This window comes from Pseudoalteromonas sp. OF5H-5, assembly GCF_021530695.1.
Taxonomy (GTDB): Bacteria; Pseudomonadota; Gammaproteobacteria; order Enterobacterales; family Alteromonadaceae; genus Pseudoalteromonas.
In genome coordinates, this window is the sequence record NZ_JAKGBF010000017.1 from 80,547 (window position 1) to 101,856 (window position 21,310).

Annotated in this window: 17 protein-coding genes and 1 rRNA gene; 7 read left to right on the forward strand and 11 right to left on the reverse strand. The window is 42.0% G+C overall.

Going from position 1 to position 21,310, the window contains the following annotated elements; all coding sequences use genetic code 11:
- Window positions 1-4 precede the first annotated feature (4 nt).
- Window positions 5-850, forward strand: coding sequence for a Tim44 domain-containing protein (locus L1271_RS20475; protein WP_102057904.1), 846 nt, complete (start codon window positions 5-7; stop codon window positions 848-850).
- A 26-nt stretch (window positions 851-876) separates the two neighbouring features.
- On the opposite strand, the gene L1271_RS20480 is transcribed toward L1271_RS20475, so the two are convergent.
- Window positions 877-1,680 carry a kinase gene (locus L1271_RS20480; RefSeq protein ID WP_102057903.1) on the reverse strand — a complete coding sequence of 268 codons (804 nt, stop codon included), beginning with the start codon at window positions 1,678-1,680 and terminating at the stop codon, window positions 877-879.
- Between the two features lie 205 nt (window positions 1,681-1,885).
- Here L1271_RS20480 and L1271_RS20485 point away from each other — a divergent pair, with 205 nt between their 5' ends.
- Window positions 1,886-4,267: a TonB-dependent receptor gene (locus tag L1271_RS20485; protein WP_010605212.1), complete on the forward strand. Its 2,382-nt coding sequence runs from the start codon at window positions 1,886-1,888 to the stop codon at window positions 4,265-4,267.
- 62 nt (window positions 4,268-4,329) lie between these two features.
- Here L1271_RS20485 and L1271_RS20490 read toward each other — a convergent pair whose 3' ends face one another.
- The 6 genes from L1271_RS20490 to L1271_RS20515 all read right to left on the reverse strand — a co-directional run bounded on the left by L1271_RS20490 (window position 4,330) and on the right by L1271_RS20515 (window position 9,308).
- Entirely contained in the window at window positions 4,330-6,339 is a 2,010-nt protein-coding gene (locus tag L1271_RS20490; RefSeq protein WP_102057902.1) for a TonB-dependent receptor plug domain-containing protein, read from the reverse strand.
- Window positions 6,340-6,475: 136 nt separating this feature from the next.
- Window positions 6,476-6,736, reverse strand: coding sequence for a CBU_0592 family membrane protein (locus tag L1271_RS20495; protein WP_010379248.1), 261 nt, complete (start codon window positions 6,734-6,736; stop codon window positions 6,476-6,478).
- A 171-nt stretch (window positions 6,737-6,907) separates the two neighbouring features.
- Window positions 6,908-7,159 (reverse strand): hypothetical protein, encoded by a 252-nt coding sequence (locus tag L1271_RS20500; RefSeq protein ID WP_010605210.1) that lies wholly within the window; start codon window positions 7,157-7,159, stop codon window positions 6,908-6,910.
- Between the two features lie 6 nt (window positions 7,160-7,165).
- Complete coding sequence (locus tag L1271_RS20505) at window positions 7,166-7,576, reverse strand: DUF1761 domain-containing protein (protein ID WP_010605209.1); 411 nt, start codon at window positions 7,574-7,576, stop codon at window positions 7,166-7,168.
- Between the two features lie 51 nt (window positions 7,577-7,627).
- Window positions 7,628-8,143 (reverse strand): response regulator transcription factor, encoded by a 516-nt coding sequence (locus L1271_RS20510; RefSeq protein ID WP_102057901.1) that lies wholly within the window; start codon window positions 8,141-8,143, stop codon window positions 7,628-7,630.
- Window positions 8,124-9,308 carry an ATP-binding protein gene (locus L1271_RS20515; RefSeq protein WP_235368679.1) on the reverse strand — a complete coding sequence of 395 codons (1,185 nt, stop codon included), beginning with the start codon at window positions 9,306-9,308 and terminating at the stop codon, window positions 8,124-8,126. Before L1271_RS20515 ends, L1271_RS20510 begins: the two co-directional genes overlap by 20 nt.
- Before the next feature lie 237 nt (window positions 9,309-9,545).
- Between L1271_RS20515 and L1271_RS20520 the strand changes: the two genes are divergently transcribed.
- The gene (locus tag L1271_RS20520) at window positions 9,546-10,616 is read left to right on the forward strand and encodes a ketoacyl-ACP synthase III (protein ID WP_010605206.1); all 1,071 of its coding nucleotides are present in this window, start codon (window positions 9,546-9,548) and stop codon (window positions 10,614-10,616) included.
- A 97-nt stretch (window positions 10,617-10,713) separates the two neighbouring features.
- The gene (locus tag L1271_RS20525) at window positions 10,714-12,186 is read left to right on the forward strand and encodes an aminoacyl-histidine dipeptidase (RefSeq protein WP_102057899.1); all 1,473 of its coding nucleotides are present in this window, start codon (window positions 10,714-10,716) and stop codon (window positions 12,184-12,186) included.
- Between the two features lie 101 nt (window positions 12,187-12,287).
- On the opposite strand, the gene L1271_RS20530 is transcribed toward L1271_RS20525, so the two are convergent.
- A complete protein-coding gene (locus L1271_RS20530; protein WP_102057898.1) occupies window positions 12,288-13,649 on the reverse strand; it encodes a leucyl aminopeptidase family protein in 1,362 nt (453 codons plus the stop codon).
- Between the two features lie 55 nt (window positions 13,650-13,704).
- Window positions 13,705-14,079, reverse strand: coding sequence for a hypothetical protein (locus L1271_RS20535; RefSeq protein WP_102057897.1), 375 nt, complete (start codon window positions 14,077-14,079; stop codon window positions 13,705-13,707).
- Window positions 14,080-14,610: 531 nt separating this feature from the next.
- On the opposite strand from L1271_RS20535, the gene L1271_RS20540 reads away from it, so the two are divergent.
- Window positions 14,611-17,202 carry a TonB-dependent receptor plug domain-containing protein gene (locus L1271_RS20540; protein WP_029215790.1) on the forward strand — a complete coding sequence of 864 codons (2,592 nt, stop codon included), beginning with the start codon at window positions 14,611-14,613 and terminating at the stop codon, window positions 17,200-17,202.
- Between the two features lie 98 nt (window positions 17,203-17,300).
- Complete coding sequence (locus tag L1271_RS20545; RefSeq protein ID WP_328266131.1) at window positions 17,301-18,767, forward strand: tetratricopeptide repeat-containing sulfotransferase family protein; 1,467 nt, start codon at window positions 17,301-17,303, stop codon at window positions 18,765-18,767.
- Here L1271_RS20545 and L1271_RS20550 read toward each other — a convergent pair.
- Window positions 18,709-19,629: an alpha/beta fold hydrolase gene (locus L1271_RS20550; protein ID WP_102057895.1), complete on the reverse strand. Its 921-nt coding sequence runs from the start codon at window positions 19,627-19,629 to the stop codon at window positions 18,709-18,711. The genes L1271_RS20545 and L1271_RS20550 overlap by 59 nt on opposite strands.
- Window positions 19,630-19,805: 176 nt before the next feature.
- Between L1271_RS20550 and rlmF the strand changes: the two genes are divergently transcribed.
- Window positions 19,806-20,663 carry a 23S rRNA (adenine(1618)-N(6))-methyltransferase RlmF gene (rlmF, locus tag L1271_RS20555; RefSeq protein ID WP_102057894.1) on the forward strand — a complete coding sequence of 286 codons (858 nt, stop codon included), beginning with the start codon at window positions 19,806-19,808 and terminating at the stop codon, window positions 20,661-20,663.
- A gap of 562 nt (window positions 20,664-21,225) precedes the next feature.
- Here rlmF and rrf read toward each other — a convergent pair.
- A 5S ribosomal RNA gene (gene rrf / locus L1271_RS24990) occupies window positions 21,226-21,310 on the reverse strand; the annotation flags it as partial.

The window sequence follows — 21,310 nt, forward strand, 5'->3', positions numbered from 1 at the left end:
CTTTATGAAACATTTCATTGTGTTACTTTCCCTTGTTTCTTTTTTATTTACAGCCAGTTTTAATGCTGAAGCGAGAAAGAAGTTTGGTAGTAAGAGCTCAGGCAAAACCCAGCAAACGCAAACGACTCAGCAAAAGCAACAAACTGATACACAAGCATTAAATGCAAAATCTACAGCAAAGCCTAAATCGAGTAAAAAAGGCATTATGGCTGGTGTACTCGGCGGATTACTAGCCGGTGGTCTAATTGCCGCGATGCTTGGCGATGATTTTGAAGGATTCCAATTCCTTGAGATGATTCTGCTTGCCGCTGCTGCCTTTTTAATTTTCAAATTGGTTAAGGGCATGCTTGCAAGAAAACAGCAGCCAACTTATGCCGGCGCGCCACCTATGGGTGGCTACAACAATACTCCACCACAGCAATTTCAAAGCCAAGGACCAATTGGCGGTGGTTTTGGCGCAGGTAGCGTGCCTATGAATTTGCCGAGAGATTTTGACATCAATGGCTTTTTACAAGGCGCAAGACAGCATTATCAAACCATCCAAACCGCTTGGAATAACAACGACTTTTCGACGGTTTCTGAATACTTGAGCCCAGAGTTGGTTGAAGAGTTCAAGCGTGAACGAGAGCAACAAGGTGACGTTAACACTGAGGTGATGTTTGTTGACGCTGAGTTAGTTCGTGCTGATACACGTCCTGACGTTTGGGAAGTAAGCATTAAGTTTACTGGAAAATATCGTGATCTCGGCGACATGCAAGAGGAACCTATCCACGAAATATGGCACTTAGAGCGTAAAACGACGGGAGATGCACCTTGGCTAATCGTTGGTGTTGAAGAGCTAGCAGCATAACTCATCAACTTTAACAAAAATTACACTCAGCTTGTGTATTCGCCAAGCTGAGTGTTTATTTGCAGCACTTCTCTATTCTCACCCAAACACACTTCAATATCCGCGATTCTTGGCAAGCTTCGCATTCCCCATGCCGATAGGCGTTGAAATGGCTGAATAAATTGTCTAACTTGCTCATCACTCATCCCTTTTCCGTTCGATGCTTTGAGCACATGCTCTTGTTGCAGCCGCCACAGATATACTCTGTCGAAGCTCATTCCATTTAAATAAATGAGACTATCTAATTGTGAAAAAATAGCTTGATACTCTTCACATAAAATTTGATTCACTTTTAAGCGAAACGAACCGTCTTTATCAAATTCTTGCTCAAATTGATTAACGGGAGGTGCTAACTCATCGCTAGACTGCGGCTCCACTCCCATACACCATCCCTCGATAATAAGTACCTGTAAACCCGCATCAACTTTTCGCCATTTTGATTTTGGCAACTTCCTATCTATTGATTTATCGAATACTGGTAAAGTAAATGCTTCACCGCGTTTAAATCTGCTCATAACATCTTGTAATAGTTGAAGATCGTGTGTACCAGGTAAGCCTCTTTGTTGAAACAGCGGATGAAACTTTGAAGCAAGTAATGCCCGCTCTTCTGGGTCTAAATAAAAATCATCAAGCGACACACACTTACAAGTAATGCCAACTTCCCTAAGTTGTTTACAAAGAGAATAGCTTAGTGTTGATTTACCAGAACCCTGAACGCCAGAAACTCCGATGACTAACGTTTTATTAGAATTAAATATTCCAAACCCTATTAGACTTTTGGCTAATTCCATATTTCTAAGTATTAATTTTCAAACTAATAACCGTATGATTAGTATAGACTTAAATAAAACAAAAACACCACAACAAAAATAAAGTTACATTAAACTTGAATAATTTACATTAATAAATTATTTTTACCCTTCATTGATACATAGGCAATAGTACAAATATCGGTACTATTGTATTTTTCACACAAAAACAATAAGGGAAATCACAATGAAACCACTGGGGAAGATACCATTTGCTAAGAGTACTCTCTGCCTTAGCATGCTGGCTGCATCAGCAAGCTTTTACGTAACCGCGGAAGAACAACCAGAAAACGGTGCTAAAGAACAAATAGAAAAAATTACCGTTACCTCTCGTCGTAAAGAAGAAACCATCATAGAAATTCCAATGCAGGTTTCTACTATCTCAGCAATGGACATCGCTGATCGTAACTTAGTATCAGCAGAAGACTTTTATAGAACGCTCGCTGGGGCTGCTTCTCCTAGAGGTCAACTTATTTTGCGTGGCTTAAGTGGAGGTAACACTGCATTTCCAGATACAACCAGCGTTTTTGTCGACGACGTTCCTTTTACTTTTGAAAACTTAAACGACGTAGAGCGAGTTGAGGTTTTACGAGGACCACAAGGTACACTTTATGGCTCAAACGCTATCGGTGGTACGGTTAGGATCATCACTAAAAAGCCTGTACTTGATGAATTTGAATTTTTCGCGTCTACACAGGTTGGAAGTGAAAAAGATGTAGATGGTCTACATCGTAATATTTCAATGGGTGTTAACATTCCACTTGTTGATGATACGTTAGCACTGCGTGTAAGTGGTAATACAGAACATGAACGTTATCAAATGGTTAATATGAATACTGGTGTTCAGGGTAACGCAGACCGAGGCTTTATCCGCAGCCAACTATTGTGGCAAGTGGACCCAGAAACTTCTGTTACTCTAGGCTACGCACATACGACATTCAGCGACACAGGTACGACAACAGGTGACCGTTCTACACCAGGTTATTATTGGGACTACAGCCTAACAGCCAATGAGGAAGCAGCTTACGGATATGATGTCGATTTCTTTAAAGTTTCTTGTCCTGAGACAGCTGAGCGCCCTCAATGTAACGCGGGCAACGCACCAATTGCTAACAAAGGTGTGCCACAAAAATACCAAGTGTGGGACTTAATGGACCCATGGTCTGACTCAACTAATGATCTTTTCACTTTAAATATTCAGGATGATAACTTCCTAGATATAGCGTCTTTAACTTACGCAGGCTCTCACCGTACTTATGAAGAAGACAGCATTCAAACCGGATGGAGTCGTTTAGATGCATCAGATATGTTCCGTACTTGGATCATTGACCATCGCAAATATGAGCGTGTGACTCACCAACTGCGCTTCCAAAATATTGATGTAAACTCGCCTCTATCTTGGACTATCGGCGCTTACTATGACGAAGTTGAATACGGCTACGATCCAGACTACCAAAATCAATATCATGAAAAAGGCGACAAAGTATCTGCGCTAGCACTTAATTGGTGGGGGGCAGATGCTACACAAATTGGTAAAGACACATTTGGCAACCCTCAGAACAACTGGAACCTTACCAACATTCGTGATTACTCGGAAGAACTCGCATTCTTCGCTGATGTTGCATACGAATTTGATTTAGGTGATTCCGGTAGCCTTGAAGTGAATGGTGGTGTACGCCGTTTTGAACTTAAAGATGGTTCTCACTACACGCAAGAAGGTATTTGGGCAACTTCTGAAGATAATTTAAGTGGTGAAGAATCAGGTAACCGCTATAAGTTCAGTGTTTCTTACCGTCCAAGTGAAGAAATGTCTGTATACGGCTTATATTCAGAAGGATATCGACCAGGTGGTAACAATGGTCCATTAGCAGCTTCATGTGAGGCTGATCCGCTTGCTAAAAATCGTAAAGACCGTTACACGTCTGATGCTATCGAAAACTATGAGCTAGGTCTTAAAGCAAGTGTACTTGACAGAAAAGTGGATTTCTCTGCTGCAATCTATCGTATCGATTGGACTGATATTAAAACCTCAGTATATATGGACACTTGTGGATTTTCATATACAGCTAACGGTGGTGAAGCTAAGTCTGAAGGTTTTGAGTTTGAGTCAACAGCTCGTTTAACTGACGACCTAACGATGTCATTCAACACGTCGTACACAAGCTCTGAGATCACAGAAGACAATGACTCTATCTCAGCAAGCGCTGGTGATAAGATGACAATGGTACCAGAATGGAATGCATATCTAGCGCTTGATCAAAATATTCAATTGTTCGGTAAAGATGCTTACATCCGAGGTGAATACTCTTTCTATGACGAATATAAAACACACTTTAATGTCCGTGATGAAGATAAAACACCAGCATATAGTGTCTTTAACGTTTCAGGACGTATTCAGCTAAGTGATAGTCTAAAACTAAGTGTATTCGTTAATAACCTATTTGATAAAGAAACTGCTACCTATATGCGTGCTCGCTCTAGAAACGCCAATAATTCAGCAGCACAAGAGTATATTAACTACCTAAATGGCCGCACAATCAGCCTGCGTGTTGATTATACCTTCTTTTAAGTAATAAAAAATGTGCCACCGTATAGGTGGCACATTCATTCTATAAACACCTACCCCATCAGCTAATTAAAATTCTTAATATACTGAATCAATAAATTTCTGCCCTGTTGTGGCACATGACCATCAATCAATCTTGGATCAAATACAGTGTATTTTTTATCAAAAAGATTTTCAGCTTTCAGTTGAATTTTAGTATTGTTATCCAAATTAAAAGAAACGGTACCGCCAATGAGGTAGTAACTTGACTGCTTGAAATCATCTACAGTTGACTCTGGGGGTGCAAGTATCAATGTTGTGTCTCGCCAAATTGCATTTAAAGTAACTTCTACCGCCCCTCTTTTATGAGTAAAGGCAAGCGCAGCAAACTTTTTAAAACTGCCGTTTAATGGCTCGTCAAATAACTGGGTGTATGCACCTTGTATCCATGTTGAGTCACTTAAATTAAAATTAGCATTAACTTCAATACCCTGCATACTCGTCTCAAAGACATTATCAAATGTAAACTCAGCTTGCTCATCATCAATGGATACAAGATTAATAAAATCTTCTAGTTCATTGTTAAACAGTACCGCGTCAAATTGTTTGGACTCGTCTTGATAATGCCAGACCAGCTCTGTCGTTTTTACATATTCTGAAGTTAAGTTCGAATTACCTGATGTAACGTCATCGTTTGAGTTAAGCTCATTACTGACTGGTGTACGAAAAGACTCTCCATATTGTAGCTTAAAAGTGTTTGCTTCATCGTAGCCGTAAACGAATGCAAGCCTTGGCGATAAATTATCGTCTATGTCTTTCACTTCGTCATATCGTGCTCCTGCAAACATACTAAGTTGCTCGCTAAATCGATGCTTAGCTTGAACATAACCCGCATAAGAATCAAAATCCTGACGTAGCGAATAAAATGGCGCGTAGTCAGATATTGTCTGCACACCACCCAAATAGGTATGGTTATAAATAATGATGTCACCAGCAGTTTGGTCATAGTAAGTAGTTCTTACACCTGCTTTACTTTGCTCTTCCTTTGACAACTCAATCCCGAAATTCCATTGTAAATGGTCATTTTGTTTATAACCACCATCTAGGTTATAAGTTAAGTCTCTAGATTGCCAAGCTGGGCCAACTAAAAAGTCACCTCCTTGCGTGATACCTATTTCTGCTGCTGTAACGATGAGCCCTGCACTTTCAATGTTATGCTCAATAAAGCTCAGTTTATGGGTTAACTCGAGTAACTCAGTAATTTGCCACTGATACTCAAATGTTGCCGCATAGTTCTCGCTTTTGTGTTCGTTTTCAGGGGAATAACGGGAAAGATTTAAAAACTCGTCAAGTTGAGTGCGGTTAAACCTTACTTGCCATGTTAACGCTTGATGATTGCCGCCAAACACAGCAAAAAGTGATTCTAACGGGTCTTTTACGGCACCTCCAAAATAGCTATCACCAGTGCGTTTATTAAATGCAATATTAGCGTAGACCAGTGTTTCGTTAGACACTTGCTTTGAAATATTGATCGCCGCTTGAGCGCTGCCATGCTCACCATAGCCAACAGAAAGCTGATTACTATGTTTTTTGGTAATAATATTCATTACACCAAGAAAGGCATTGCTGCCATAAAGTGCGGAGCCCGGGCCTCGAATAAATTCAACTTTATTGATAATTTCAATGGGAATGTACGGGGTGTAGACCGACGCTTTACCGAATGAAGACTCATTCAGCCTTTGCCCGTCAATCATCACTAACACATGTCCAGTATCCAGATACACACCACGGGTATGCTCTTTTGGCACGGCTCCAACCCAATCGCCTCGAGTAGATTGAAAGCCAGGTACAAAATTCATTAAATCATAAACATTGTCGACACCTAGGCTATTGATTTGTTCTGAATTAAAGACAGTAATACTAGAGGGAACCGATGCCCTAGTCTCATCGGTTTTGGTTGCGATAGAGACGTTTACATTCAACAGCTCTTCAAACGACAGCTGATAAAGGTCGGCGTCCATAGCTTCTGGTTCAGCGACTACCGCAAAAGGAATTAAGAATGGAGTGACTTTAATTAACGCGCTTAAGTTTTTCATATTATACGAGCTCTATGTTCCCACACTTCACTCGTAGTGTTAGATTACTCTAACCTACGTAGCAGCATATGATTAACTTAATAATACTTGCTCCTAGCCACTACGCAAGTTTTTGATTAGCCTTTTCTTTTAGACCCTAAGCAGATGCCAACTTTCTCGCTTTGAAATATTTAAATAAACCAATTAAAGACGCTGCGATCCAAAATAACTCTATCACAAAGCTTGCAAGGTTAAAGTTATAACAAAGACTAATCAGTAGTAGGATCGCACCACTTAAATTCATCAAGTTATACGTTAAACTATCGGGAGATGCCTTTTCCAGCTGTAGCATAAAGAATGCACCAACAACCAAGAAAGTGCCTGTCATACCGATGATATCGAACATTAAATCGATCATGTTTTTTCCATTTAGCAAGACCCAATAGGCTGGCCCAGTTCCATGGGAAGGGTCATTTTCATTCATTGAAACAGCAAAGCCAAACGGCGAAATAGTAACAAACTGGGAAATTCAAGACAGGACATTTGTCTGATAACAACAAAAAGTGAGCAATGAAAATTCAAGTAATGACTACTTGAAGGTGACCTTGCCACCAATCATTTTCAGTGCTGGCGCACCTCTCACTAATGTATCCCGGGCAAACTCTTGCTCACAATTGGGGCAGTTTACTTGGTTGGTGGTAAAGTCCTGGGTGATCCGTTCTTTAAAACATTTGACGAGGCTGCCCTTGCCTCCCTTACGATACTTAAATAGCTGCTGGCGGCATCCAGAACAATAAATATCGACGGTTCTAACAGGGCCTTTTTTATTGGGTTTTGCCATACCGAGTTAGCTCATGATCCTAAGTACAAATGCAATGAGCGTAAACTGTAACACATGATAGCCACCGTTGACTAAAAACAGTTTCATCGGGCGCTGCTCAAATATATAGCTTATTCCTAATGAACAGGCGACGAAAAAAACTCCCACACCAAGCCCAACTCCGGTAGCCGCTAACAAAGAGAGCGATAGATCAAGCATCACAGCCATAAACACAGCGGACAACAAAGATAACAGAAATGCGACGCCAAAAGTCATCTTGGGATCGCTCGTTTGTAAGTCAAGCTCTGTCAACCCACACCCCTCCATCCATGTTTTTTGGAACAGCATAGGCGAATACCAAATACCACCTAACATAAAGGAAGACAAAGCGGCGAGAATAATTGCCCAAAGGTTCAATGCTTCAAATGAGAATATCATCGACTAACTCAGCATATTTCATTTTATTTAATAATGAGTATAAGTGAAAACCTACTTATAAACAGGTTTCTTTTGTAATTTCCTCTGCAGCGTTCTTCGGTGCATATTAAGTTGCCGTGCAGTTTCAGAAATATTACCTTCGTTTGCCTTTAGAACTTGCTGAATATGTTCCCACTCAAGTCGTTCTGGAGACATGACTTCTTCTACGATTTCTTGAGTTTTCTCTCCCAATAGCGTTTGTACTATCAAACTGGTACTTGCTGGCTTAGTTAGGTAGTCATCAGCACCCAATTTTATCGCCTCAACTGCAGTTGCAATGCTAGCATAACCCGTTAATAATACAATGCGAGCGCTTGGATTGAGCTGCTTGATTTGTGTTATGAAGTTTATTGAGTTGGACTCACCCAGCTTCATATCCAACAATATGTAGTCGAAAGCTTCTCGTTTACAAGCCACCTGCATATCTTCAATTAAAGTGACGTGTTCAACACCAAAGTCTTGTTTTTCCAAGCGCCTCATCAATGTTTGTGCGTAAGGCACGTCATCTTCAACAAGCAGTAAATTCATCACTCACCCTTGGTAGTTTAATCGTACATTTTGTCCCATCGGTAACGTCGCTTTCAATAAGCAGATGTCCACCAAGCCGTTCAATTGTCGCATGACTAAGCAGTACCGCCATGCCAAGCCCAGATTCACTATTCACTACATTGTGCCCCAGCTGCGCTAGCCTTTCTTCTGCTATTCCCTCACCTTTATCAAGAATGGTTATCACATGCTCAGTCGGCTCGGAGGTAAATATCACCTCTATGTCCGTCTGTTTTGCTTGCTCATTTGCTCGCACACCGTTACTAATAAGGTTCAAAATCGAAGGCATCAACATAGGATCATCGCACAGCCCCCCCTGAACATTAGTAATATCGAATCGAAAATGCTGCCGTGGAAATTGTAAATTCGTTAATTCTTTTAACTGCTCTGCAAGATGCTCTGCAGTTATCATTTGTTTAGACGCTGACTTTATATACTCAGTGAATTCTCTAAAGACATTAAGCTGCTCCTTACATTTCCCAAGAGGTTCCGACATTTCTTGAACACATGGATCTTTTGGATACGACTCCTCCAGCTCTTCGTGTAATAGCGCCAAATGTGCGATTGGCGTGGCGAGTTGATGGGTTGCTTGTGCGGCCGCACTACCTAATGCGATTAATTGTTCTTGCTGTAGCTGCTGCTCTCGTAACATGGCAATTGCCCGCTCTTTTTTTCGATTTTGCTTTACCAATATGCTCACCACGGTAACAACGACTATAATAGTGAAAGTAAAGTTAACTAACATCCCGAGCAAGTGAGTGCTCATGTCCATATGGTGGACATGTTCATGAGACATTTTTATATAAAGATAAAGATAAGCCCCAATCGCCCCAGCCGACACCATCAACATGTTGATAGTTGGAATAGTTACTGCTGCAATAACCGTTGGCAATACCAGCAAGGACACAAACGCATTGGTCGCTCCACCCGTCAGGTCCAACAAAATAGTAAGAAACAAAATGTCCGCCAACAATTGCATTGTCATACCAATAGACGCGGCTTCTTTTGTGTTACGGTAGGCGTAAATACTTAATAGCTGAAATACCGACTCCGCTGCCACCACTCCAACCACTGCAACAAAATCAAATTGTTTACCAAAAACTAGAGCTGCGATAGCGAGCATCACTATTTGAATGATGATTGCCACAGATCGCAACAACAACAGTTGACCCAATGCAGAGCTGGGAGAAAACGCAATTTTCATGAAAATATAAGAAGCTAAGCTAAGATAAAAGAATTATACCTAATCTAGCGAAAATAGGTGTGATCGAACTCAGTTATATCGCCGTTTTACAAGCCACAGCTTCGCTTTTATGGCAATACTGTGAAGGATTTGGTATAAATAAAAAATTGGCCAACTGGTCGGATTAGAATAAGAGACACTATGGTTTATGCAAAAATCACGGGCTGGGGTAAGTGCATTCCACCAGCGAGCATCAGTAATGATGAAATTAGCACCATCGTTGATACCAATGATGAATGGATAAGTACAAGAACAGGTATAAAATCCAGACGCGTTAGTCATGTTAGCACTGCCGAACTTGCAACGGTTGCAAGCCAACACGCTTTGGCATGTGCAGGACTTGAAGGTAAAGACATCGATCTTGTTCTACTTGCAACCTGCACCCCGTCAACTATGGTGGCAAATACAGCTTCTTTAGTACAAAAGAATATTGGAGCCGTGGGTGCTGCAGCATGTGATACCAATGCGGCCTGTTCGGGCTTTTTGTATGCATTACAAAATGCCACCGCACAGATCCAAGCCGGTATGATTAAAAGAGCAGTCATTGTTGCAGCTGAGCGTATGACTTGGTATGTAAACTGGGCAAAGCGCGACAGCGCGGTATTATTTGGCGACGGTGCTGGTGCTGTCGTGCTTGAAGCAAGTGAGGAACCAACCGGCCTATTAGGCACCAAAACTGGCTGTGATAGCACTGACAGAAGTATATTACACATTCCAAACTATGGTACCGATATGGACCGCTGTGCAGGCACCGGACCTTCTGACCTCTCTTTTGAGGGACGTGAAATCTTCAAGCGTGCTGTAAAAGGTATGAGTGAAGCATGTGATGATGTACTCAACCAAGCACAGCTATCACTAGAAGACATTGATGTACTTATCCCGCACCAGGCAAATCTTCGTATCATTCAAGCGATCCAAAATCGTTTGGAAATTTCAGATGATAAAGTCATGGTCAATATCGACAAGTACGGTAATACCTCAGCTGCAACAATTGCAATTGCACTGTGTGAAGCTGTCGAAAGTGGTCTTATTAAGCCACACGCTAATATTATGTCGGCGGCATTTGGCGCTGGATTAACCTGGGCTGCGAGCTATTTAAAATGGGGAGAAAGAACGACCCCAATTGCGATGTCGGATGCACGTTTACCTGATTGCGATAAAACAGGTCTTGAGTTGATTGCACCAGCAGTGGCTGCGAGTCAAGCTCAATAACTAACCTACTCTCCCGAATTAAGGTTAATTGCTCGATCTTGCCCTTGGGTGGGTGGTAATATTGCAATATTATTATCGCTCATCCAAGGAGTTTATTGTGCTCAAAGCGCATACCGAGATCAGTCAATTAGAACCACAAGCAATTTGGAAGTTTTTTGACCAAATTTGTGCCATTCCCCACCCTTCAAAACACGAAGAAGCGCTAGCAAGCTTTATTGTTGACTGGGCTAAAAGCAAAAATTTAGACGTACGTCGTGATAACACTGGTAATGTGTTCATCAAAAAAGCTGCAACAAGTGGCATGGAAAATCGTAAGCCTGTTGTACTACAAGCACACATTGATATGGTGCCACAAAAGAATGACGATACAGCACACGACTTCGTTACCGATCCAATCAAACCATATGTTGATAATGATTGGGTAACTGCAACTGGCACTACATTAGGTGCAGACAATGGTATCGGCATGGCATCATGTTTGGCCGTATTAGACGCTGACGATATCAAACACGGTCCACTTGAGGTGTTACTAACCGTTGATGAAGAAGCAGGCATGAGCGGCGCGTTTGGTTTGCAATCTGGCTGGTTAGAAGGAGAAATTCTGCTCAACACCGATTCAGAGCAAGAAGGCGAAATCTATATGGGTTGCGCAGGTGGTGTAGATGCATCCTTAACTCTACAACTCGTGCGAGAAGCGTTACCTAAACACCATCAAATCTTTGAGCTGTCTCTAAAAGGCTTACGCGGCGGACACTCTGGCGTCGACATTCACACTGGTCGTGCAAACGCTAATAAATTGCTCGCAAGATTCTTAAAACACCATATTGCAGACTTTGATCTAAGACTTATCGAGATCAGAGGCGGCTCCCTACGCAATGCAATTCCGCGCGAAGCATACGCTGTCATTAGTTTTGATGAAACGCAAATAAGCGAGTTCCAGGCGCTGATTGAAGCTTATGAAACCATCATTAAGCAAGAATTATGTGCCATAGAAACCGGGATCACATTTGCGCTCAGCACCTCAAAAAGTACCACGTTGCCAATGAGCCAAGCTTCTGAAAGCAAAGTATTAGCGCTTCTCAATGCTTGCCCTAATGGTGTTGTACGCATGAGCGACGATATTCCAGGTGTTGTTGAAACCTCACTTAATATGGGTGTAATTTCTACTACAGATAACAGTTTAGAAGTCCTATGTTTGATCCGTTCATTAATTGATTCTGGTCGCAGTGATGTCGAGGGTATGTTGCGTTCACTGGCTGAGCTGACACAAGCAGACATTGAATTTAGTGGTGCTTACCCAGGCTGGAAACCTGATCCAAGCTCAGAAGTATTAGCTATTTTCCGTGATATGTATGAATCAATCTACGGTGAAAAGCCACATATTATGGTTATTCATGCTGGTCTTGAATGTGGTTTGTTCAAAGAACCTTACCCGAACATGGATATGATTTCTTTTGGTCCAACCATCAAATTTCCACACTCTCCCGAGGAAAAAGTAGAAATTTCAAGCGTTGGCCTATATTGGCAGCAAATGAAAGGGATCTTAGAAAACATTCCTGAAAAGCAGTAAAACTAATCTAAAATTAATTATACCAATTCGGTTATTAGACAAACTAAAAGCCCAGCTTACGTAGCTGGGTTTTTCATAGATTTCAGGCTCTGTGATTGTGATTAGCCGAACTTTTTCTCAAGATAACTAAACATGGTTCTAAGACCCAATGCTTCACCACCAACAGGTCTACCCGGTAACGCTCTCACGTTCCAAGCCATCACATCAAAATGTAGCCAAGGTGTCGTGGCTGGCTCAACAAATTCTTTTAGATACAGTGCAGCTGTTATTGAACCACCAAACGGCGTCGAACCACAGTTAGCAATATCGGCGATATCGCTCTTGAACAGCGCCTTATACTGATCAAACAAAGGCAGTTGCCAAATAGGATCCGCATTACCCAGACCAATTTCCATTAGCTCAGAAGCAATCGCTTGATCTGTAGAATAAAAACCAGGTAGTTCAGTGCCAAGTGCAACGCGACACGCACCAGTCAAGGTTGCGAAATCAATCAATAGCTCAGGCGCTTCTGTTTGCGCTTCTGCCAATGCGTCGCATAAAACCAAGCGTCCTTCGGCATCGGTATTGTCAATTTCAACCGTAATACCTTTACGTGTTTTGATCACATCACCTGGCCTAAAGGCATTGCGAGAAACCGCATTTTCTACCGCTGGGATAAGTACGCGTAATCTTACAGGCAGTTTTGCCGCCATAATCATATTGGCCAACGCGATAACATGAGCCGCTCCGCCCATGTCTTTTTTCATATTACGCATTCCAGACGCAGGTTTTAAGTCCAGACCACCAGAGTCAAAACATACGCCTTTACCAACTAACGTAAGTTTTGCGTGGTTTTCATTACCCCAACGTAAGTCAAGCAAACGCGGAGCATTGTCACTCGCACGGCCCACCATGTGGATTGTTGGGTAGTTGTGCTCCAATAACTCATCACCAATGATTTGTTCAAATGATGCGCCATATTGCTCGGCAAGTTCTTCCATTACTTCAGCCATGTGCTGAGGCATCATATCGGCAGCCGGTGTGTTTACTAAATCTCTTGCAAGATTAATAGACTCGACAGCCGCTTTTACTTTGGCATATATATCAGCATCTTCGATAGCAAGCTTTGCGACAATCGCTGGCAATTCTTTATAAGCAGAAAATTGATACGCCCCCAGTAAAAACGCAATAGCGTGGCTCTCAACTTGCTCAGAAGCGATATCAATAAAATAAGTACCTTTTGGTAACTGCTTTGCAAGATCGCCCAATAGCCAAAAATCATCGTCTTCAGCAATAACAATAACTCGCTCTACTTCTCCAGAATCAGCATTCGGAATAAGAATATTTTTTTGCGATTGAAGTTGTGCGGTTTTTACGAAAAGCTGTGTCGTACTTGACTGCTGCGCTTGCCATGACGCTAATTCTGCAGCAGAGAAGATAGAAATGGGTGTACCCTTCGCAGAGTGAACGAGTAGGTTGTTCATGTAGGCCTCAAATTTATTATGTTCGTACTTAGATTACCAAGGCTAAAAAGAAAATTCACTGTTCCTCGGTTTTTGTTGGCTTTTTTTTCAAGTTGAATGAGCTAGGCAAAACATCCACGCCCACTAATTGACCGACCTTTACGATTATCGGAATGGTAATGGGGGCAAAAGGTAAAACGGCAAACACACCCAATCCTAATCCTTTGAGAATATCCACAAGTTGGGCGTTTGCTGTTTTTAACTCAGCCTTATGCGCTCGCCCCAAAGTATATCGCTTGTATATCTCAAGCATTTCTTTCGTTTCTTGTTTCTCTTGTTCTAGTGCGCATTTGAGCGCAATCATTGCTCTGCGCAATCTTATTTGCTGTCTGCGTTTACTGATCCGAGCAACGCGCATCGGTGCTTTATGGACAACTTTGATCAGTTTCATTAATAAACTCAAAGATAGTGTTGTCCAGAGTCTATCAAAATTTTTAGCACTTTAGCTATTAGCCATTGGTACAAATTAGCTATTCTAACGAGTAAAGTTATACGTAAAGTGTGTAAAACAACGAACTAGAACAAAATCAACCTCAATTACCACACAAAACTGTACAATAATCACTCACACAAAGACTAGCACCTAGCATTGCTCAATTAATCTACAAAAACTGAATAATGAAATTTCCGTAATCTCGCTAAACTTTGTAACAACAAATTATAAGCAACTGGGTGTTTCTCTTCAAAACTAGTTAAACCGTCCAAAAGTTCATCTTCAACAATAACTTATCATTCAACCTTTGCAATTCTTCTTAGCCTAAACAAAAAGTTATTAAGAAAGTTGCAGTTTCAGAAATCACTGCTAATTTTAAAAAAGCGCTTGCCAACACATAGCAAATTAAATTATATGTGTATTAAAGGTAAAAATATTATAAATGGCCTTTTTATTGGTATGACAACAACAATCAACTGGGGAAACAGGATGAAACTAAAAAGTAACACGGTGCGCCGTGCAATTCGCTTCGCGCTCGCTTCAGCAGCAACAACCTCACTTCTTACTACCACCGCAATGGCTGAAGAAGCCAACCAAGCAAAAGCAGATGAAAAAATTGAAAAAATCGCGGTAGTTGGCTCCCGGGCTGCTCCTCGCTCTGTAGGCGAGTCACCAGTGCCAATTGACATCATCGGTGCTGAAGATATGTCGAAAGCTGCGGGCTCTGACATGCTGGAATTACTGAAAGGATCTGTACCATCTTTGAACGTACATGCAAACCCAATCAGTGATGCAGCGACTCTAGTAAGGCCAGCTAACTTACGCGGATTGCCTGCGGACAGTACGCTGATTTTGTTAAATGGTAAGCGTCGCCACCGTTCATCGGTTATTGCCTTTTTAGGTGGCGGTATTAACGACGGTGCTCAAGGTCCTGATATTTCAGTGATCCCTAGTATCGCGCTCAAACAGGTGGAGGTACTTCGCGACGGTGCTGCCGCGCAGTACGGTTCAGATGCAATCGCGGGTGTAATGAACTTTGTACTTAAAGACGCTAGCGAAGGGGGCTCGTTCTCTATTCGTCAAGGTGAATACTACGAAGGTGACGGCGACACGACGGTTATCGAAGGTAACGTAGGTTTGCCATTTACAGATGATGGTTTTGCTAACTTAAGCTTTCAGTACAAAGAAGCGGATGCGACTAGCCGCAGTGTTCAGCGTCCTGATGCAGCAGCTTACATTGGTGCCGGAGTTGAAGGAGTTGGCGACCCGGCGCAGATCTGGGGTGCGCCAGAAATTAAAGATGATATAAGTATCTTCGGTAATGTTGGCGTAGATGTCACTGACAATGCTCGATTCTATATGTTTGGCAACTACTCCGAGCGAGACGTTAAAGGCGGATTCTATTATCGAAATCCACAAACCCGTCCTGGTGTATACTCTAACGACGGTGGTGAAACGCTGTTAGTGGGAGACTTAGATGGTGTAGGTGTGGGTATCGAATGTCCGGTAGTTAACTTGACGGATAAAAATGTAGCGAACATCCCAGCGTATCAATTAATTGCTGCTGATACCGAGTTAGGTAGAAACTGTTTTGCCTTTAATGAAATTTTACCTGGAGGTTTCACGCCGAACTTTGGTGGTAACATCACTGATACCTCTCTAACTATCGGCGTTGAAGGTGAGTTTAAAGACGGCTTTTTGGAGGGGGGTTACTGGGACTTAAGTGGCTCGGTTGGTCGTAACGAATCACGTTACTTCATCACTAACACGGTAAACGCTTCACTTGGCGCAGATACGCCTATGGACTTCAGCCCAGGTAAATACATCCAACTGGAAAAGAATTTTAACTTTGACGTGTCAAAAGGCTATGACTTTGACCTAGCTTACGATGTAAACGTTGCAGCAGGTCTTGAGTGGCATGAAGAAACATTTGAAGTACTTTCAGGTGATGAAGCATCATTTATTGCAGGGCCACTGACTGAGCAAGGCTTTGGGATAGGTTCAAATGGTTTCCCAGGCTTCAAACCTTCTGCAGCAGGAGAATACACTCGTCGTAACTATGCTGCTTATGTGGATATCGAGACCCCATTTACTGAAGAGTTTATGATGGGATGGGCGCTTCGTTACGAAGATTACGATTCATTTGGTTCGACTACAAACTTTAAGATCACGGGTCAATATCATGTTACCGAAGACTTCTCGGTTCGTGGTTCAATCAGTACCGGTTTCCGCGCGCCAACGGTAGGTCAAGCTAACGTGTCTAACGTGCAGACAAACTTAAGCAGTGGTGTATTGGTAGATTCAGCACTATTACCACCAACAAACCCTGTTTCAGAGCAGCTTGGTGGTACTGAATTGACTCCTGAAGAGTCAGAAAGTTACACACTAGGTGCGGTATATCGCTCTGGCGACTTATTTATTACGTTAGATTACTACAACATTGAAGTAACTGACCGTCTAAGCCAGTCTGAAAAAATCGTTTTAAGTGATGCTGACAAAGCAGCCCTTAAAGCGGCGGGTGTTCCTAACGTTGATAACTTAGCGCAGGTGAGCTTCTTCACTAACGACTTCGATACCACGACTCAAGGTATCGACTTAGTTGGTAACTATTCTATGGATATGCTGGGTGGTTATGCAACATTCAGTGCCGCATACAACTGGAATGAAACCGAAGTAGACCGCTTCTCTGCTATCACAGGTGACTTCAAGGTATCTCGTTTAGAAAACGACTTACCGAAGCACAGAGGCACATTAACTTGGGCTCAGCAATGGGATAACTTCTCAGGTTTTGTTCGTATGAACTACTTTGGCGAATACCAAGGCGTTCACGTCGATTATGATGCAACAGCAAAAACAGCGGACGCGACAATCACATTTGATGCAGAGCTTACCTACTTTGCAACAGATTCGATCAGTCTATCTGTTGGTGCAAATAATATCTTTGACCAAGATGCCGAAGAACTAGACTTCTTTGACGCTACAGGTATCCCAAATAACAACTGGGGTGGCAAATACTATGAAACTTCACCATACGGTATTAATGGTGGTTTCTACTATGTGAAAGCAACCTATACGTTCTAACTTTTACTGTAACCCAGAAACAAAGGCGAACTAGCATTAGCTATTTCGCCTTTTTATTTTTATCCTATATAACAAAGCAGTTAATTTTGAATACAAACATGTTGTTATTAAAGCGAGCCAACGAATTATTAGCCGAAAACAAGCTTAGAGAAGCTGAGTTTATGTACAAGTCTGTACTAAAACAGTCACCAAACAACGGTCCAGCTCTATTTGGTCTAGGCCGCATTTGCACGCGTTTAGAGCAGTATGATAACGCAATCTACTATTTAAAAAGAGCCTGCGAACATTTACCAAAAATGCTTGAGCCGCTCTTCGCATTGGCCGATGCATTTTTAGCCGTAGGTTCACCGGTTGACGCAAAAACCGTACTTGAATACACCTTAAGCGTGGCAAAACATAATGCCCAAGCCCATTACCAACTCGGTCAATTTTATCTGGACTATGGCTTTATTGAACAAGCCAAAAATGTCTTTAAAGCGGGGTTAGATTGTCCTCATAGTACAGTGACTGCCTTTATGCTGTACGAACTGGTACAAATGTCCTCAGCCAAAGAATTACCTACATATTTAGCGATTTTAGAAAAATTGGAAAATGAGTTTGAAGCACCGAGACTAAAAACCGTGGTCCACTATGCTCTTGCTAAGTGTCATGAACAATTAGGTAACTTTAATGCAGCCCAAGATAACTATGCTTTAGCGAATGATACACAGCTGCTGATGAGCGAGTTTCGTACTGTAGACATGCTGCCATTTTTTGAATCAATCAAAAAGTATTGTGGCAAAGCGTTTTTTGATAAACCCAGTGATAAGGTTAAGACAACATTTACCCCTGTTTTTATTGTTGGTTTGCCAAGAACTGGCTCGACTCTCCTAGAACAAATGCTAGTACAACATTCACATGTTGGTACACTAGGCGAGAATACCGTGATCAGCGATAAAATTGTCCCTTACCTCAGTAAACGCAACAATTCAGAGTTCCCAGGTTGTTTAGACCAACTAAGTAACTCTATGTTAGATCATTGCCGCATACTCTATGTCGACGAGATAAAGCGACATCGAGTGCCGGAAGAAGTGGTGATCAATAAACTTCCAGCTAATTTTCAAAATCTGGGCTTAATCCACAAGCTCTTCCCTGAGGCGCGAATTATTCATTTAACTCGCAACCTCAATGCAACAGCCTGGTCGGTCTACAGTAATCATTTCGCCGAAAGCGAGCCTTACTTTTGCTCTTTAAGTGAATTTGCCTTGTATGCGCAAGCGCAAAGCGACTTGATGTCACATTTTAACCAATTTATGAAAAGAGATATTTTTACGCTCAGTTACGAACAACTTATTGCAGAGCCTGAAAAGTCCCTCAGACAATGCTTGAGCTTTTTATATCAAAAATACGAACCTGAATGCTTGGAGTTTCACAAATCTAAAAAGCCGGTGCATACCCTAAGTAAGGCGCAGGTCAGAAAGCCAATCAGTACGCAGCCACTGGAAAAGTGGCTGCGCTATGAAGCATTTATTGAGAAGATGATTGCTCAACCACAAAGCGATCAAACCACGCCAGCAAATCTTTAAACTGATCATCACGTGCATGTTTATGGGTTAACATGTCTATGTGCCCATAATTGTGCCGATGGCCGTGCTTTTTTCCATAAATTCTGAGTTCTTGTATCCCCTTTCCAGATTCACAAATAAACGCTTGAATATCGACAGGTTGTGCCAGTGCTTTATCTTTAACGCCAGCAATGTGCAAGATTGGAGGCAACGTCATGTCTTGTAATACCGCGGCATAATTAAAACCGTCATCCGAGTCAACCCATGGGTGCTTCTGTGCCCAGTCAGCGCTTTGTGCATGTGACTTTAAAGACTCATCATCACTTCCCCAACCAAGTCTCTTCGCAGGTAAGTACCCATGCTTTTTCGAATAATAGTGCGCAACGTTAAACCATATCAGGTTTGCTTTAAGTAATTTGCTCGGGTGATTGTTATGTAAACTACGCTTAGAGCCAAAATAAACACATGCTTTAACATGCTGAATTTCTTCAGGAAAGCGTGCAAAAACACTATTCATCAATACTCCTCCCCAAGAATGCGCAATCCAATATTGTGCTCTAGATCCGGTATATCGTTCGATAAAATTCAGCATTTCAGGGATTTCGTGCAAGATTGATTCAGTTTGACCATAATCCGCTTCAGCGTCGATTTTAGGTATGCTCTCTCCTCGCCCACGAAGATCACCAACAAAACAGCGATAGCCGTGTTCAGCTAAAAAAGGCGCTAGCCCTTTATTACTTTCAGTATAAAAAATTTTGCCATTTTCAACCGCACCATGCATAAAAAACACAGCGGGGCCGCTACTATCCGGTTTTGCTATATATCTGAGGTGGAGTTTATGTCCATCTGCTATATCTACTAATAGTGATTTTTGCTCTATCATTTCTTTGTTTTTATTCTTTTAACACTAACCTCATCGTACCAGTTGACTGGTTGATAAGTAAACTCTTAAACGAAGCAAATAAAAGGGTTGATATGCCTTTAAGATAAAGCCAGTATTCAAGACTTAAGCGTTCGATTAAAAGTGTTATAATCCTTTTTATTTATTCGAAGAATCCTGTGCACCCAAGAAACAAGCATAATTCAGGCTATGATCTAGACAAGCTTATAGCGATTGAACCCGCTTTAAAGAATTTTACTTACAACCGAGCTGATGGCATAAAAAGCATCGACTTCACTAATCCAGATGCCGTAAAACTGTTAAATAAAGCATTGCTTAAATCAGACTACGATATACAAGTTTGGGATATCCCCGCACAATTTTTATGCCCGCCGGTTCCAGGCAGAGCAGACTATATCCATGCGTTGAAAGATCTGTTAGATGAAAGTAACTTGCCAGATAAGGTGCAAGGCGTAGATATTGGCACTGGTGCCAATTTGATCTATCCCATCTTGGGATCAAGAGAATATAACTGGCGCTTTGTGGCCTCTGACATCAATCCTCTTGCTGTGAAGTGTGCCAAAACCATCGCAGAACTAAATAAGCTGCCGGTAAAAGTGATGCAACAAAAGCAGCCTAATCACTTTTTTAAAACAATAATAAAAGCAAACCAGTTTTATCATTTTTCAATGTGTAACCCGCCCTTCCATTCCAGTGAAGCAGATGCAAATAAGGGCACGCAAAGAAAGTGGAAAAACCTTAACCGAGCACCACAAGCCTCGCTAAATTTTGGCGGCCAAGCTCAAGAGTTATGGTGTGAAGGTGGAGAAAAGCGTTTTATACTGGATATGATCTCTGAGAGTGCCACTTTCAAAGAGCAAGTTTATTGGTTTACTTCCCTTATCTCTAATAAAGACAACGTCAAACCACTTAAACAGCAACTTAAACAGTTCGCTGCAGAGCAAGTAAAAGTGATCGAGATGGAGCAAGGTAATAAGACAAGCCGTTTTATCGCCTGGAGTTTTTTCACACCCTAGCAATGTATATGGTGGGCTCGAGCTCACCTCGCGTGACTCTCTATACCCCACCGTTGCATTACTGCAACGGGTTTTGAGGTACATTTTTTGCTGGAACTTCATTGCAAGCCATCGGTGGGTGAACCACCTCTCACCATGTTGCACTGTGCCTATACTGTGGTAGGAGCGAGTTTACCTCGCGAGATTTTTAAATCACACATAGCAAAAAACCCGTCGCATTGCTGCAACGGGTTTTGATGTACATGGATGTTCGAATGTCGATGAAGTTCATGGATGAACGCTTTTCATCAACCTCTTATTTGGCCCTGGCTCGCTACGAAGTAGGATGTTCTCATTTTTTAAATAGAGAGTCACATGGGTGATCCACACTATCATTGACCGGGGCCGACCCTTCGGCTGTTTTGTTTCACTTCTGAGTTTGGGTGACGAGAAACCGAAGCACCGCTTCGCAGTTCGAGGAAGTGAGCACAAGGACGCGCGAAGGGGAGATGCTACATGGAAGTACTTTACCCCAAGCAGAAAAAAACCCGTCGCATTACTGCAACGGGTTTTTCTTATAAGGCCCTGACGATGTTCTACTTTCACATGGGAAGCCCACACTATCATCGACGCTGTTTTGTTTCACTTCTGAGTTCGGCATGGGGTCA

Excerpts from the sequence above, each read along its gene's own strand:
- L1271_RS20510 (WP_102057901.1), bottom strand. The coding sequence starts at position 8,143 with ATGAATTTACTGCTTGTTGAAGATGACGTGCCTTACGCACAAACATTG.
- L1271_RS20485 (WP_010605212.1), top strand. The coding sequence starts at position 1,886 with ATGAAACCACTGGGGAAGATACCATTTGCTAAGAGTACTCTCTGCCTT.
- L1271_RS20530 (WP_102057898.1), bottom strand. The coding sequence starts at position 13,649 with ATGAACAACCTACTCGTTCACTCTGCGAAGGGTACACCCATTTCTATC.
- L1271_RS20495 (WP_010379248.1), bottom strand. The coding sequence starts at position 6,736 with ATGATCGATTTAATGTTCGATATCATCGGTATGACAGGCACTTTCTTG.
- L1271_RS20480 (WP_102057903.1), bottom strand. The coding sequence starts at position 1,680 with ATGGAATTAGCCAAAAGTCTAATAGGGTTTGGAATATTTAATTCTAAT.
- L1271_RS20505 (WP_010605209.1), bottom strand. The coding sequence starts at position 7,576 with ATGATATTCTCATTTGAAGCATTGAACCTTTGGGCAATTATTCTCGCC.
- L1271_RS20475 (WP_102057904.1), top strand. The coding sequence starts at position 5 with ATGAAACATTTCATTGTGTTACTTTCCCTTGTTTCTTTTTTATTTACA.
- L1271_RS20500 (WP_010605210.1), bottom strand. The coding sequence starts at position 7,159 with ATGGCAAAACCCAATAAAAAAGGCCCTGTTAGAACCGTCGATATTTAT.
- L1271_RS20550 (WP_102057895.1), bottom strand. The coding sequence starts at position 19,629 with ATGATAGAGCAAAAATCACTATTAGTAGATATAGCAGATGGACATAAA.
- L1271_RS20490 (WP_102057902.1), bottom strand. The coding sequence starts at position 6,339 with ATGAAAAACTTAAGCGCGTTAATTAAAGTCACTCCATTCTTAATTCCT.
- L1271_RS20540 (WP_029215790.1), top strand. The coding sequence starts at position 14,611 with ATGAAACTAAAAAGTAACACGGTGCGCCGTGCAATTCGCTTCGCGCTC.
- L1271_RS20535 (WP_102057897.1), bottom strand. The coding sequence starts at position 14,079 with ATGAAACTGATCAAAGTTGTCCATAAAGCACCGATGCGCGTTGCTCGG.
- L1271_RS20520 (WP_010605206.1), top strand. The coding sequence starts at position 9,546 with ATGGTTTATGCAAAAATCACGGGCTGGGGTAAGTGCATTCCACCAGCG.
- L1271_RS20545 (WP_328266131.1), top strand. The coding sequence starts at position 17,301 with ATGTTGTTATTAAAGCGAGCCAACGAATTATTAGCCGAAAACAAGCTT.